Annotated in this window: 11 protein-coding genes; 10 read left to right on the top strand and 1 reads right to left on the bottom strand. The window is 52.8% G+C overall.

Annotated features, from left to right (window positions below; translation table 11 throughout):
- The first annotated feature begins 80 nt into the window (after window positions 1-80).
- The 6 genes from bamA to lpxB all read left to right on the top strand — a co-directional run bounded on the left by bamA (window position 81) and on the right by lpxB (window position 6,379).
- Window positions 81-2,474 carry an outer membrane protein assembly factor BamA gene (gene bamA / locus EBB79_RS10830; RefSeq protein WP_127748905.1) on the top strand — a complete coding sequence of 798 codons (2,394 nt, stop codon included), beginning with the start codon at window positions 81-83 and terminating at the stop codon, window positions 2,472-2,474.
- 70 nt (window positions 2,475-2,544) lie between these two features.
- Window positions 2,545-3,099: an OmpH/Skp family outer membrane protein gene (locus EBB79_RS10825; RefSeq protein WP_177627807.1), complete on the top strand. Its 555-nt coding sequence runs from the start codon at window positions 2,545-2,547 to the stop codon at window positions 3,097-3,099.
- A 75-nt stretch (window positions 3,100-3,174) separates the two neighbouring features.
- On the top strand, window positions 3,175-3,639 hold the full coding sequence (gene fabZ, locus EBB79_RS10820; protein ID WP_127750958.1) for a 3-hydroxyacyl-ACP dehydratase FabZ: 465 nt from the start codon (window positions 3,175-3,177) through the stop codon (window positions 3,637-3,639).
- Window positions 3,640-3,644: 5 nt separating this feature from the next.
- Complete coding sequence (gene lpxA / locus EBB79_RS10815; protein ID WP_127748903.1) at window positions 3,645-4,430, top strand: acyl-ACP--UDP-N-acetylglucosamine O-acyltransferase; 786 nt, start codon at window positions 3,645-3,647, stop codon at window positions 4,428-4,430.
- Window positions 4,431-4,433: 3 nt separating this feature from the next.
- Window positions 4,434-5,222, top strand: a complete 789-nt coding sequence (locus EBB79_RS10810) for an LpxI family protein (RefSeq protein ID WP_127748902.1) — start codon at window positions 4,434-4,436, stop codon at window positions 5,220-5,222.
- Entirely contained in the window at window positions 5,219-6,379 is a 1,161-nt protein-coding gene (gene lpxB, locus EBB79_RS10805; RefSeq protein WP_127750957.1) for a lipid-A-disaccharide synthase, read from the top strand. The genes EBB79_RS10810 and lpxB overlap by 4 nt, the downstream gene beginning before the upstream one ends.
- Before the next feature lie 44 nt (window positions 6,380-6,423).
- Here lpxB and mnmA read toward each other — a convergent pair whose 3' ends face one another.
- Window positions 6,424-7,569 (bottom strand): tRNA 2-thiouridine(34) synthase MnmA, encoded by a 1,146-nt coding sequence (gene mnmA, locus EBB79_RS10800; RefSeq protein ID WP_127748901.1) that lies wholly within the window; start codon window positions 7,567-7,569, stop codon window positions 6,424-6,426.
- Between the two features lie 132 nt (window positions 7,570-7,701).
- Here mnmA and sciP point away from each other — a divergent pair, with 132 nt between their 5' ends.
- From sciP to recG, 4 genes are all read left to right on the top strand, one after another.
- The gene (gene sciP / locus EBB79_RS10795; protein ID WP_127748900.1) at window positions 7,702-7,980 is read left to right on the top strand and encodes a CtrA inhibitor SciP; all 279 of its coding nucleotides are present in this window, start codon (window positions 7,702-7,704) and stop codon (window positions 7,978-7,980) included.
- A 102-nt stretch (window positions 7,981-8,082) separates the two neighbouring features.
- Window positions 8,083-8,802, top strand: a complete 720-nt coding sequence (gene ctrA / locus EBB79_RS10790) for a response regulator transcription factor CtrA (RefSeq protein ID WP_127748899.1) — start codon at window positions 8,083-8,085, stop codon at window positions 8,800-8,802.
- Window positions 8,803-8,941: 139 nt separating this feature from the next.
- A complete protein-coding gene (gene ligA / locus EBB79_RS10785; protein WP_127748898.1) occupies window positions 8,942-11,167 on the top strand; it encodes an NAD-dependent DNA ligase LigA in 2,226 nt (741 codons plus the stop codon).
- A complete protein-coding gene (gene recG / locus EBB79_RS10780; protein WP_127748897.1) occupies window positions 11,164-13,254 on the top strand; it encodes an ATP-dependent DNA helicase RecG in 2,091 nt (696 codons plus the stop codon). The genes ligA and recG overlap by 4 nt, the downstream gene beginning before the upstream one ends.
- The last annotated feature ends 15 nt before the right edge of the window (window positions 13,255-13,269 follow it).

Below are 13,269 nucleotides of genomic sequence, written 5' to 3'. Positions count from 1 at the left end.
CTCCCTTTTCTAGCTTTTGACAACAGAGCATAAACCCGATACGCAGTTTTAAAGCTGCTAAAAAAATTGGGTTATTTGATATGCTCTGGGGGACAAACGCGGGTAAATCCTGCGGGGGGTGCCGATCGCGCACCAAGATGTTGTATAGACAGGTGTCAGCAATTTCGCTTGCTGTCGCTTTGGGATTTGCTTTTGCACCAACGTTTGCAGAGGCACAAAATTATCAGTTCAATTCGGTGCAGGTTGAGGGAAACCAGCGCATTCAGACCTCGACGATTGTGGCCTATACCGGGATTGAGCGCGGCAAAACAGTTAGCGCAGGGCAACTAAACGATGCCTATCAGCGTATTCTTGATAGTGGTGTTTTTGAAACCGTTGAGTTGGTGCCGCGTGGGAATACTCTGATCATCAAGGTCACTGAATTTGCGACGATTAGTCAAATCAGTTTCGAGGGGAACCGCCGACTCAAGGATGAGGATCTGCTTGGGCTTGTCGAATCTGCTCCACGCCGGGTGTTCAATCCATCGGTGGCCGAACGGGATGCAGCCAATATTGCTGAAGCATATGGTGCTCAGGGTAGGTTGGCGTCGCGGGTAACCCCCAGAATCATTCGCCGTAGCGACAACCGTGTCGATCTGGTTTTTGAAATTTCCGAGGGCGATACAACTGAAGTTGAACGAGTTTCCTTCGTCGGCAACCGCGTCTATTCAGATCGCCGTTTGCGCCGAGTTGTTGAAACCAAGCAGGCAGGTTTGTTGCGGGCACTCATCAAGTCGGACACTTTGATCGAGGACCGCATTGAATTTGATAAGCAAGTTCTGCGTGATTTCTATCTTTCGCGGGGCTATGTCGATTTTCGGGTGAACAGCGCAAACGCCGAAGTCACTAGTGAAAGAGATGCCTTCTTTCTGGTTGTGGATGTCACCGAAGGTCAGCAATTCAAATTTGGCCAGATATCAGTTTCCAGTGAAATCAGCGAGGCGGATTCGGATACTTTCTTTGATGCCCTGAGGGTTAAGCCAGGTGTGATTTATACTCCGTTGCTGGTTGAGAATTCGATTGAACGCCTGGAAACGCTCGCCATTCGACAGGGAATTGATTTCTTGCGGGTTGAGCCGCGCATATCCAGAAATGACCGTGACCTGACACTCGATATTGAATTTGTACTGGTTCGAGGCCCACGGCTGTTTGTGGAGCGTATCGATATTGAAGGAAATACCACTACGTTGGATCGGGTGATCCGCCAGCGGTTCAAAACTGTTGAAGGCGATCCCTTCAATCCCCGGGAAATTCGCGAGAGCGCGGAACGTATCCGTGCGCTTGGATTCTTTGCGACCGCCGAAGTTGACGTTAGGGAAGGTAGTTCACCAAGTCAGGTCGTCGTGGACGTCGATGTCGAAGAACAGCCAACTGGATCATTGAACCTTGGTGGCGCCTATTCCGTCGATGATGGATTTGGTGTCGCCATTGGCCTGACGGAAAACAACTTTCTTGGTCGAGGGCAGCGGTTGTCGTTCAATATTTCGACGGCTCAGGATTCGGAAGAATATGTTTTTGGATTTACTGAACCTCACTTGCTGGGCCGGGATCTGCGGTTTTCACTAGACTTGGGTGTTTCGGAAACAGACTCCAGCTTCTCGGAATATGATACAAAGCGAGCCTTTATCACCCCGTCGTTGTCGTTCAAAACCGGCGAAAATACTCTTCTTCAAGTCCGATACCTATGGGACCGCGATGAAATGGTCAGTCGTGGAGATGATAGCAACGGAGACCCACTGGCAGGTCCGGTCGTCCGCAATGAAATCGGACAGGGCGAATTGTCATCGAGCAGTGTTGGTTTCACGTATACTTATGACAGCCGGATCACTGGGCTAGACCCAAATGCCGGATTTTTGGTGCAACTTGGTGCCGATTATGCCGGTTTGGGAGGCGACAATGAATATGTCAAAACAACCGCAAAACTAATTGCCCAGAAGTTGGTGTTCAACGAAGAAGTTACCCTACGGGCAACGTTTGAAGCAGGCGCTTTGAGCTGGCTTAGTAATGACTCTAGCAGGTCAATCGACCGCTACATTCTGTCAACGAATGTCATGCGCGGCTTTGAACCAGGCGGTATCGGCCCACGTGATCAATCGGCCATTGGAACCACGACTAGTAACTACGATGACTTTCTAGGTGGCAACTATTACGCCGTGGCTAAGTTTGATGCTGAATTCCCGCTTGGCCTGCCAGAAGAATATGGCATGCGTGGAGGCTTGTTCTACGACATTGGCAATCTTTGGGATCTCTCCAATGCAAACACCACAGGCGGAACTATTGTTGGCGAAGGCGGATCTTTCCGTCAAACCATTGGATTCTCGTTGCTGTGGACAACTGGATTTGGCCCTTTGCGGTTCAACTTTTCGAAGGCGATAAAGAAAGAGAGTTACGACAAAGAGCAAAGTTTTGATCTGACGATCCAGGCCCGGTTCTAAATCTATGCCGATCTCCGGTAAACATGGTCACCTGCGAGTGCTAGTTAAAGTGATTGCACTCGCAAGTGTTATGTTTACGCCGCTGCCAGTCCCTGCTCAAGGAACCATTGGGTTTGATGTGACTAGTGGGACCCAATTGGGTATCCCGCAGAGTTCCATTTTGACGATACAGCCGGAGCGGCTGTACTCAAGCAGTGCATATGGGCGCCGGGTTGCCCGGGGTCTTGAGGCTGACGGCGCGGTTTTGACGGCTGAAAACCGACGTATTGAAGCTGAGTTACGTGCCGAGGAGCAGATGCTAGCAGAGCGACGTCTTTCTATGGAGCCAGCTGCGTTTAGGGCGTTAGCTGATGCTTTTGATGAAAAAGTTCAGGAAACCCGGCGGCTGCAGGAAAGTAAACTGCGTGAAATCAATTCAGTAGGCGAAGTAGCTAGGCGCGAGTTTTTCAGACTTTCTTTGCCCGTTTTGCAACAGGTGATGCGGGAGACAGGTGCCGGGGCCATTTTGGACCAATCCTCTGTATTTCTCAGTGCGGATGCCGCTGATATAACAGATCTAGCGATTTCCCGTATTGATGCCGTGTTGGGCGATGGTGCGCCGACGAACGAAGACGTCCAACAGTAAGGACGGCCGCTTGCCCAAAAGCCGCCGTCTTGCTAGGGACGGCACAGACTCCATGACAAGAACAGGATGACCGTTATGACCGCCGAGCTGAAAAGCGCTGACATTCAAATGATCCAGCGGATCCTGCCGCACCGCTATCCTTTTTTGCTGGTCGACAAAGTGCTCGACATTGATGGGTTTAACTCTGCCCGTGGCATCAAGAATGTCACTATGAATGAGCCGCATTTCCAAGGCCATTTTCCGGGCACACCAATCATGCCAGGTGTCACCATCGTCGAAGCGATGGCTCAGACTGCCGGCGTTATGATTGGCACTGCCTTTGATATGATCGACAGTAATATGCTGATCTATTTTATGAACATTGATAAGTGCAAGTTCCGCCGCAAAGTCGGACCAGGTGATGTGCTTGAAATGAATATCGTTACTTTGCGTGGGAAACCCGGCGGTAAAATCTGGAAATTCTCGGGTAAGGCAACTGTCGATGGTGAAGCGGCTGCCGAAGCCGAATTTACTGCCATGGTTGACCTGCAAAAGGACTGAACGTGATGAGCCAGATTCATCCCAGTGCGGTGATCGAAGAGGGGGCCATCATTGGCGAGGGCTGCGAAGTCGGTCCTTTCTGCGTGGTTGGCGCGGACGTGGTGTTAGGCGACCGTGTGGTTTTGAAAAGCCATGTGGTTTTGACTGGCCACACCGAGATCGGCGACGAAACCGTCGTCTTTTCTTTTGCTGTGCTGGGTGAAGTCCCTCAGGATTTGAAGTTCAAGGGAGAGCAAAGCAGAACTTTGATTGGCAAACGAAACCGCATCCGGGAACATGTGACGGTAAATGCCGGCACAGAAGGCGGCGGCGGAGTGACGCGGATTGGCGACGATGGGTTGTTCATGGCTGGCTGCCATATTGCCCATGACGCAAAAATCGGCGACCGGGTTATTGTGGTGAATTCGGCCGCAATTGCCGGGCATTGTGTCCTTGAAGACGACGTGATCATCGGTGGCCTGTCCGGTATCCATCAATGGGTGCGGATTGGCAAAGGCGCGATCATCGGAGCCGTTACCATGGTTACCAATGACGTCATTCCTTACGGTTTGGTACAGGCGCCACGTGGTGATCTGGACGGATTGAACCTGGTTGGGCTGAAGCGCCGCGGTGTTGCGCGGTCCGATATCACCGCACTTCGGGCTGCGTTTCAGATGCTGGCCCAAGGCGAAGGCACTTTTCAGGAACGGGCTCGGCGTTTAGCAGATGAGAGCGACAGTGATTATGTTCAGGAAATCGTGGCCTTTATCACTGGTGACAGTGATCGCTCTTTCCTGACACCAGGGGGGTAAGATATGCTTGCGTTGATCGCTGGAACAGGCGCCTTGCCGGGAGAAATCTTGGCGCAATTAGACGAAAGACCTTTGGTTTGTTCCATGGCAGGAAATGATCCAACCTCGGTTGTGGCGGAGCTGCGGTTCCGGCTGGAGCACCTGGGTAGCTTTTTGGCCGAGTTGACCGAGCGCGGGATCACCGAAATCTGTATGGCTGGCGCGGTTGCGCGCCCCAAGATTGATCCGACGGCAATCGATGCTGCAACCTTTCCGTTGGTTCCAATCTTGCAGGCCGCGCTGGGAAGTGGCGATGATGGCGCCCTGCGGGCAGTTATTGAAATTTTTGAAAAATCTGGATTTTCTGTCAAGTCTGCACAGGATGTGGCGCCTGATCTTTTGATGACTGCTTGTGTCCCTACTCAGGTTCAACCGGGTGAACTGGATAAGGCAGACGTCCTACGCGGGGTCGAAATCGTGGCTGCAATGAGCAGTGCGGACATTGGCCAATCTTGCGCTGTTCGAAATCAGCAGGCCATTGCCGTGGAAAACGCATTTGGAACCGACTGGATGTTGCAGGCCTTGCAAAATCGCCCGGACGGACAGGGCGGTTTGTTATTCAAGGCGCCTAAACTTGCACAGGATCGTCGGGCAGATTTACCAACGATTGGACCTGCCACAGTGGAAATGGCAGCCAAGGCGGGGCTGTCTGGCATCGTACTTGAGGCTGGAGGCGTCATTGTCTTGGCACAAGACGAGGTGATTGCCACCGCCGATCGTCTGGGCTTGTTTTTATGGCTCCGTCCAGCATGAGCCTTCGGGTGTTTATTCTGGCTGGCGAACCCTCGGGTGACCGGCTGGGCGGCGCTTTGATGGCAGGGCTGCATGACCTGGCCCCTGGCGTATCCTTCGAGGGGGTCGGCGGGCCGATGATGATGGCGCAGGGGTTATCGTCACAGTTTCCAATGGACGAGCTGTCGATCATGGGAATCGCGGAGGTGCTGCCTAAGTACCTGCATTTGAAACGCCGCATCCGTGAGGTTGCTGATGCGGTGATTGCCAGCAAGCCGGATGTGCTGATCACCATCGACGCTCCGGATTTCTCTTTGCGTGTTGCGAAGCTAGTGAAACAATCCAGTTCCATCCGAACTGTGCACTATGTGGCACCTTCGGTTTGGGCCTGGCGCCCAGGTCGTGCCAAAAAGATGGCCAAGGTCATTGATCACGTCTTGGCGTTGCTGCCTTTCGAGCCGAAGTTTATGCAAGCCGCAGGGATGGAGTGTGATTTCGTTGGCCACCCGGTGGTTGCAGAGCCGCAGGCAACACCGACTGAAATCACTGACTTTCGCTCTGAATTTGGCTTGGGGGATGCACCTTTTGTTTTGGCCTTGCCCGGGTCACGCCGCTCTGAGGTTCAAAAGTTAGCTCCTGTTTTTGGCGAGGCACTGGTTGCGTTCCAAAAATCAAATCCAAAGATGCGAGTGGTTGTGCCTGCGGCGGCGGCTGTTGCCAGCCTTGTTCGTGAAAACCTGCAAGACTGGCCCAGCGATGCCATTGTGGTGGACCCCGGAGATTTTGAGCCTGAGACGGCGCAGGCGCACAAACGCGCGGCTTTTGCAGCTGCAGACTTGGCACTGGCGGCTTCGGGAACGGTGTCGTTAGAGCTGGCGGCCGCAAGTACACCGATGGTCATTGCCTATAGGTTTCAGTGGCTGACTTGGCGGATCATGAAAGCCGTGGCGCTGATTGACACTGTAACGCTGGTAAACCTGGTGACCTGCAGTCGGTTTGTGCCGGAGTGCTTGGGCTCCGAGTGTACGCCTGTAAAGATCGTTTCGGCGCTGACGAAAGTGGCCGATGATCCATCGGATCAAAAGAAGGCGATGGCATTGACCATGTCGCAATTGGGGCAGGGCGGAGAAGCCCCTGGCCTGCGCGCTGCGCGGGCTGTTCTGGACCGATTACCCTAGGCCTTGCCCGGCATCGCTGCCGGGCACAATGTAATCGTAGCGGATCAATATCCGCGCCAAATCCAACCCCCACCGAATATCCTGCTGCCCTCGTTGGCGTAAAACACGCAGGCTTGACCCGGAGAGACACCCTCTTCGGGTGTCAGCAACTCTACTTCGGCTTCAGTGGCTGAGATCGGCCGGATAATGGCCTCACGAGGGGGGCGGGTTGAGCGGACTTTGACCGATAGGTGCCACTCGTCGCGCGACGTGAAAGGTTCATCCCCCAACCAGTTGATTTCGCGGACTGGGATTGTGCGGGTGGCCAGCAATTCTTTACCGCCGACGATGACTTGTTTTGTGTCCACGTCGAGTTTGACCACATACAGCGGCTCGCTAAGCCCGCCAATGCCAAGACCGCGGCGCTGACCGATCGTATAGTGCAATACACCGTCATGTTTACCCAAGATACGCCCGTCGGCATGCACGATCTCGCCGGGTTCGGCAGCACCGGGGCGCAGTTTCTCGATCAGTCCGGCATAATCACCGTCGGGCACAAAACAGATATCCTGACTGTCTGGTTTATCGGCCACCGCCAGCCCGTATTGTGTTGCCATTTTGCGGGTGGCGTCCTTGTTCGGAAGATGACCCAGGGGGAAGCGTAGGAAATCGAGCTGTTCCGGGGTGGTTGGAAACAGGAAATAGCTCTGATCGCGATTGGCATCGGTTGCCGAATGCAGCTCGGCGCCATGCTCGCCCATTTTGCGCTGAATATAGTGACCGGTGGCCATGCAGTCGGCCTCTAGGTCCTTGGCGGTCTGTAACAAGTCCTTGAATTTGATTCGTTCATTGCAACGGATGCAGGGAACCGGAGTGGCACCTGCCAAATAGCTGTCTGCAAACTCGTCGATCACCGCATCTTTAAAAATGTTCTCATAATCCAACACGTAATGCGGAAAGCCGCGTTCCTCGGCGACACGGCGGGCATCGTGGATATCAATGCCTGCGCAACAGGCGCCCTTCTTGGCCAGAGCGGCACCATGATCATACAATTGCAGCGTCACACCGACTACGTCATAGCCTTGATCGGCCAAGTATGCTGCCACAACAGAGCTGTCGACGCCGCCGGACATGGCTACGACGACACGGGTTTCAGATGGTGGTTTAGCAAAGCCAAGCGAGTTCAACGGGTGGGATGTATCCAGCGCCATGGGGCGACTCCTGGGGAATTGGGGCAGACGTCGCAGAATATAAGAAAATCCTACAGACTCTCAAGGGGCATGGTTCACATATCATTAAGTCACAGCGGTCAAGGCTAGTGGTGTACAACGAGGGATACGTCGATGTTTTTGAAAAAAGTGGACGGGCCACGGGCAGTGACCTTGCCGGACGGGACAATTATGACCCACGCTGACCTGCCGCCAGAAACCACCAGCCGCTGGGTGGCGTCGCGCAAAGCAGCTGTGGTGCGTGGGGTGCTCTATGGTTTGCTACCACAAACCGAAGCCATGCAGCGCTATAATCTAAGCGAAGAAGAGTTTCGCAGCTGGATCGCGGCTGTGGCAGATCACGGCGTGGATGCATTAAAGACCACAGCGTTGAAAAAATATCGACAGACCTAGGCTCTGCCCCATATTAACCATTATGGTAACGGGGCGTTAACCTTTTTCCATCAAGGTTAACGCAACTTGAGGGAAAGAGTTTACAGGCGGAGATAAAAGACCATGCGCATACTTCTGGTGGAAGACGACCCAACAACAGCAAAAAGCATTGAACTGATGCTAACGCACGCAAATCTGAACGTTTACGTGACGGATTTGGGTGAAGAAGGCATCGATCTAGCCAAGCTGTACGATTATGATTTGATCCTGCTGGATTTGAATTTGCCGGACATGAATGGGCATGAGGTGCTACGGCAGTTGCGGTTGTCTCGGATTGAAACGCCGATTCTGATTCTGACCGGCGAAGACGATACAGAGAATAAAATCAAGGGTTTCGGTTTTGGTGCCGACGACTACATGACCAAACCGTTCCACCGCGAAGAACTGGTTGCTCGCATTCACGCTATTATCCGCCGCTCTAAGGGGCATTCGCAGTCTATCATCAAAACCGGCAAAATTGCCGTTAATCTTGATGCGAAAACTGTAGATGTGGATGGTAAGTCCGTGCACCTGACGGGCAAGGAATATCAGATGCTGGAACTGCTGAGCCTGCGTAAGGGAACGACCCTTACAAAGGAAATGTTCCTGAACCATCTATATGGCGGCATGGATGAGCCGGAGTTGAAGATTATTGACGTATTTATCTGTAAGTTGCGCAAGAAGTTGAGCAATGCAACAGATGGCGAAAACTATATCGAAACTGTTTGGGGCCGGGGCTATGTTCTACGGGACCCGCAGGAAGATCATATGGCCAATAGCCCACGAATGGCTGTTGGTGCCTGATTGATTTTGGCAGCGGTGCCACAGGGTTCCGCTGCTAAATTGATATGGATCACTTGTGGACCTAGACCAAGTGAGCTGCACATCCTATCACCGTAACAGATGGTGACAGGGGAATAGTGTGACGCGTCCAGTTAGAGAAATGTCCGAAGACGAAGCTCGTGAAGAATTTCATGAGCTTCAAGTGTTACTCTGGGCAGCGAACAGAGAGTATCACCGAGGCGATTCTCCTTCGATTTCCGACTCAGTTTACGACGAAGCAAAACACCGGTTCCTGGAGCTGGTTGAGGTATATCCTAACTTCGATGGGGCTGCAAAACTGCTAACCGAAGTAGGTGCACCCGTCGCATCGGGTTTTGGTAAAATCAGCCATTCACAGCGGATGTTATCGTTAGGAAATGCCTTTGATGACGAAGATGTTGTCGGCTTTGATAGCAGCATCCGCAAATATCTCGGAATAGCCGCCGACACTTCGCTTAGCTATACCGCTGAGCCTAAAATAGACGGGTTGTCGCTGTCATTACGGTATGAATATGGCAATTTACAGCAGGCGGCCACACGTGGTGACGGTTCTACAGGTGAAAATGTCACTGCAAATGCTTTGACCATCGCGGACATTCCACAGAAAATTTCCGGTGCACCAGAGGTTCTGGAAGTGCGCGGCGAAGTTTATATGAGCCATGAAGACTTCACTGAACTGAATGTCCGGCAACAGGAGCGTGGTGGAAAACTCTTTGCCAATCCACGTAATGCTGCAGCAGGATCACTGCGCCAACTGGACGCTGAAATTACTCGGTCCAGGCCTTTGCGGTTTTTTGCGTATAGTTGGGGTGAGCTTTCCGAACCACTCGCAGGTCTTCAGTTGGAGGCAATTGAGAGCCTGAAAATTTTAGGATTTCAAACAAACCCCCTTACACAACTTTGTGCCACACCATCAGAGTTAGTAGCGCATTATCGCAAAATCGAGGCTCAGCGTGCAACACTGGGTTACGATATCGACGGGGTTGTCTATAAAGTGAATGACCTTGGATTGCAGGCACGGCTTGGATTTCGCTCAACCACCCCACGATGGGCGATAGCGCACAAATTCCCGGCCGAATTGGCCTGGACCCGAATTGAGGCCATCGACATTCAAGTTGGCCGAACCGGTGCCTTGAGCCCAGTTGCCCGGCTGGCCCCGGTCACGGTTGGCGGCGTTGTGGTGTCAAACGCCACATTGCACAATGAAGATTACATCGTTGGTAGAGATTCAAAGGGTGCCGCCATTCGCAATGGCAAAGACATCCGGATTGGCGACTGGGTACAGGTATATCGCGCCGGTGACGTGATCCCGAAAATTTCAGATGTGGATTTGGATAAAAGACCTGAAAATTCAATTTCCTTTGCCTTTCCATCCATTTGTCCTGAGTGCGGCAGTCAGGCAGTGCGGGAAGAGGGGGATGCCGTACGTTATTGCACCGGGGGGGTGATCTGTCCGGCGCAAGCCAAGGAAAAAATGAAACATTTTGTCGCTCGTAAGGCTTTTGACATTGAAGGGTTAGGGGCCAAACAGATTGAATCTTTCTATGCGGATGAGCGTTTATCCCTTCGCGAACCCGCCGACATTTTCACTCTGAAGAAACGGGACGACGGCAATTTTACCAAATTAAAAAACCGAGATGGTTGGGGGGAGCAAAGCGCTGACAATCTGTTTAATGCAATTGAGGATAAGCGTCGTATCGGCTTTGGCCGGATGCTGTTTTCTTTGGGCATTCGTCACGTTGGCGAGGCCGCGGCCAAAGACTTGGCTTTGCATTTCATGAGCTGGGGGAATTTTTTGCTGGGAGTGGACGCCGCCCGTGCGGCAGCACTGGCATGGCGTAAAGCTGATGAGGCCGTAGATGCAGAGCGTATCGCTGCGAAGGCGGAAAATCGGCGCGCAAAAATCAAGGAAACGCGAGACGCGGTGATTGCGGACAGTGGAATTCAGGCGCCAAACACTGCGGCGTGGGAAGATCTTATTGGTATTGATGGGATTGGCGCTTCTGTCGCTCTTTCACTTACAGATACTTTTGCCAACGTCGAAGAACGTGCTGCAATCATGAGGTTGGCGGACGAGTTGCAAATTATGCCACCCGAAGCTCCCTCTAGTGAAAGCCCTGTCGCTGGGAAAACTGTTGTGTTTACTGGCACATTGGAAAAATTGACTCGTGCTGAAGCAAAGGCACAGGCCGAGGAACTTGGAGCTAAGGTGTCTGGGTCGGTGTCCAAAAAGACCGATATCCTGGTGGCTGGTCCGGGTGCGGGAACCAAAGCAAAAAAAGCCGCTGACCTTGGAGTAAAAGTTCTCGATGAGGATGGCTGGCTTGCCATGATTGCTCAGACATGAGTGGGCGCCCGGAAATACTGTTCCCGCTGTTCTCGGCAGTGGAAACATTGCAGGGGGTGGGACCAAAGACGGCACAGAACTTCACTCAAATGGCGATAGAAACGCCGCGTGACCTGTTGTTTTCACTGCCATATTCTGTTGTGGATAGGCGGCTTCGAACTACGTTGAACGGGGTCGATTTTCCCGGCGTGGTGACCGTTGAAGTTACTATCGGCGAACACCGCCCTGCACGCAATCGTGGTGGCGCTTATCGCATTCATGTCACTGATGCTGAAACAGACTTTCAATTGGTATTCTTCCATGGTCGCAGCCGCTATTTGGAAGCACAGGTTCCGGAAGGAGCCCGCCGTGTTGTGTCGGGTAAAGTTGAGTTGTTCGATGGATTAGCCCAGATGGTCCATCCTGACTATATGGTGCCCCTGGTTGAGGCGTCAGAGATTCCAGGTTTTGAACCGGTCTACAATCTCACTCAGGGCATCACTCAGAAGACTATGTTCAAATCAGTGAGGAGTACACTGACGCGGGTTCCGGAATTAGAAGAGTGGATTGACCCCGCACAACTGGCAAAAGAAAACTGGCAGGAGTGGCATCAGTCAATTTTGAGCGCACATAACCCCAGTGGGCTGGACGATCTGGATGCACAGTCGCCATCGCGTGCCAGGTTGGCATATGACGAGTTGTTTGCCCATCAGCTTACACTGGCGCTGGCTCGACAAATGGAACGTAAAACGCGCGGAATTTCGAGTAGAGGAAACGGGATTCTTCAGGCTCCGGTTCTTGCGGCGCTTCCGTACAAACCGACCTCGGCCCAGAGCCTGGCAATTGCTGAGATATCCGCCGACCTTGAGGCAGACAGGCGAATGAACCGATTGCTGCAGGGCGATGTTGGATCTGGAAAAACACTGGTTGCTTTCATGGGCTTGTTGGTTGTTGTTGAAGCTGGTGGCCAAGGCGTTATGATGGCTCCTACAGAAATCCTGGCCCGCCAACATCTCGAAGGACTACGACCTCTGGCGGAGGATGCTGGAGTGGTTTTGGAACTGCTGACTGGGCGTGACAAGGGGGCGGAACGCAGAGCTAAACTTGCGGCTTTGAAACGGGGCGACATTCACATTTTGGTAGGGACGCATGCCGTGTTTCAACAAGATGTGGAATTTAACGACCTTCGGTTAGCCATTGTCGATGAGCAACATCGGTTTGGCGTGCGCCAACGCATGGAACTTGCTGAAAAAGGGCGGGGTGCAGATGTTCTGGTGATGACGGCCACGCCTATTCCCCGGTCACTGGCGTTGGCGCAATATGGCGACATGGATGTCTCAGTTCTGGATGAAAAGCCACCGGGACGTAAACCAATCAAAACCGCGGTTATCAGTACCGAACGGATGGACGAGGTCATCAGCCATCTGCGCCATGCCATTGCGGAGGGCCGTCAATGTTATTGGGTGTGTCCCTTAGTCGAAGAATCTGAAGTGATGGATTTGACCGCGGCAGAAGAACGTTTTAAGCGATTGCGCGCGGTGTTGGGAGAGGGTGTTGTCGGGTTGGTCCACGGGCAGATGCCATCAAAGGACAAAGATTCTGCTATGGCTGCCTTTCAATCTGGTGAAACCTCCGTTCTTGTGGCGACAACAGTGATCGAGGTGGGAGTCAACGTTCCCAATGCCTCTATCATGGTGATTGAAAGAGCTGAAATTTTCGGCTTGGCACAATTGCATCAGTTGCGTGGGCGCGTGGGACGGGGAAGCGCCGAGTCGACCTGCCTTTTGATGTATCAAGCCCCTTTGAAAGAGGGCGGGCGCAAGCGTCTTGAAGTTTTACGTGAAACTGAAGACGGCTTTGTCATTTCTGAAACGGACCTCCAGATGCGTGGTGCCGGCGACATGATCGGGACTGCCCAATCGGGACTACCAAGATTTCAAATTGCCGATTTGGAAAGACAGGCTGGGTTGATGGCGGTAGCACAAAGTGATGCGCGGGCGTTGCTTGCCATAGATCCAGGTTTGGAGAGTCCGCGTGGGCGGGCAGCCCGTGTTCTGTTGTGGTTGATGCGGCAAGATCAGGCAATTCGTTTAATTTCAGTTGGTTAATGGATAATCCGCCAG

The sequence above is a fragment of the Parasedimentitalea marina genome, assembly GCF_004006175.1.
In the GTDB taxonomy this organism is placed as follows: domain Bacteria; phylum Pseudomonadota; class Alphaproteobacteria; order Rhodobacterales; family Rhodobacteraceae; genus Parasedimentitalea; species Parasedimentitalea marina.
Note: the sequence above shows the minus strand (reverse complement) of the source record. Positions and strands in the feature narration are given on the sequence as shown.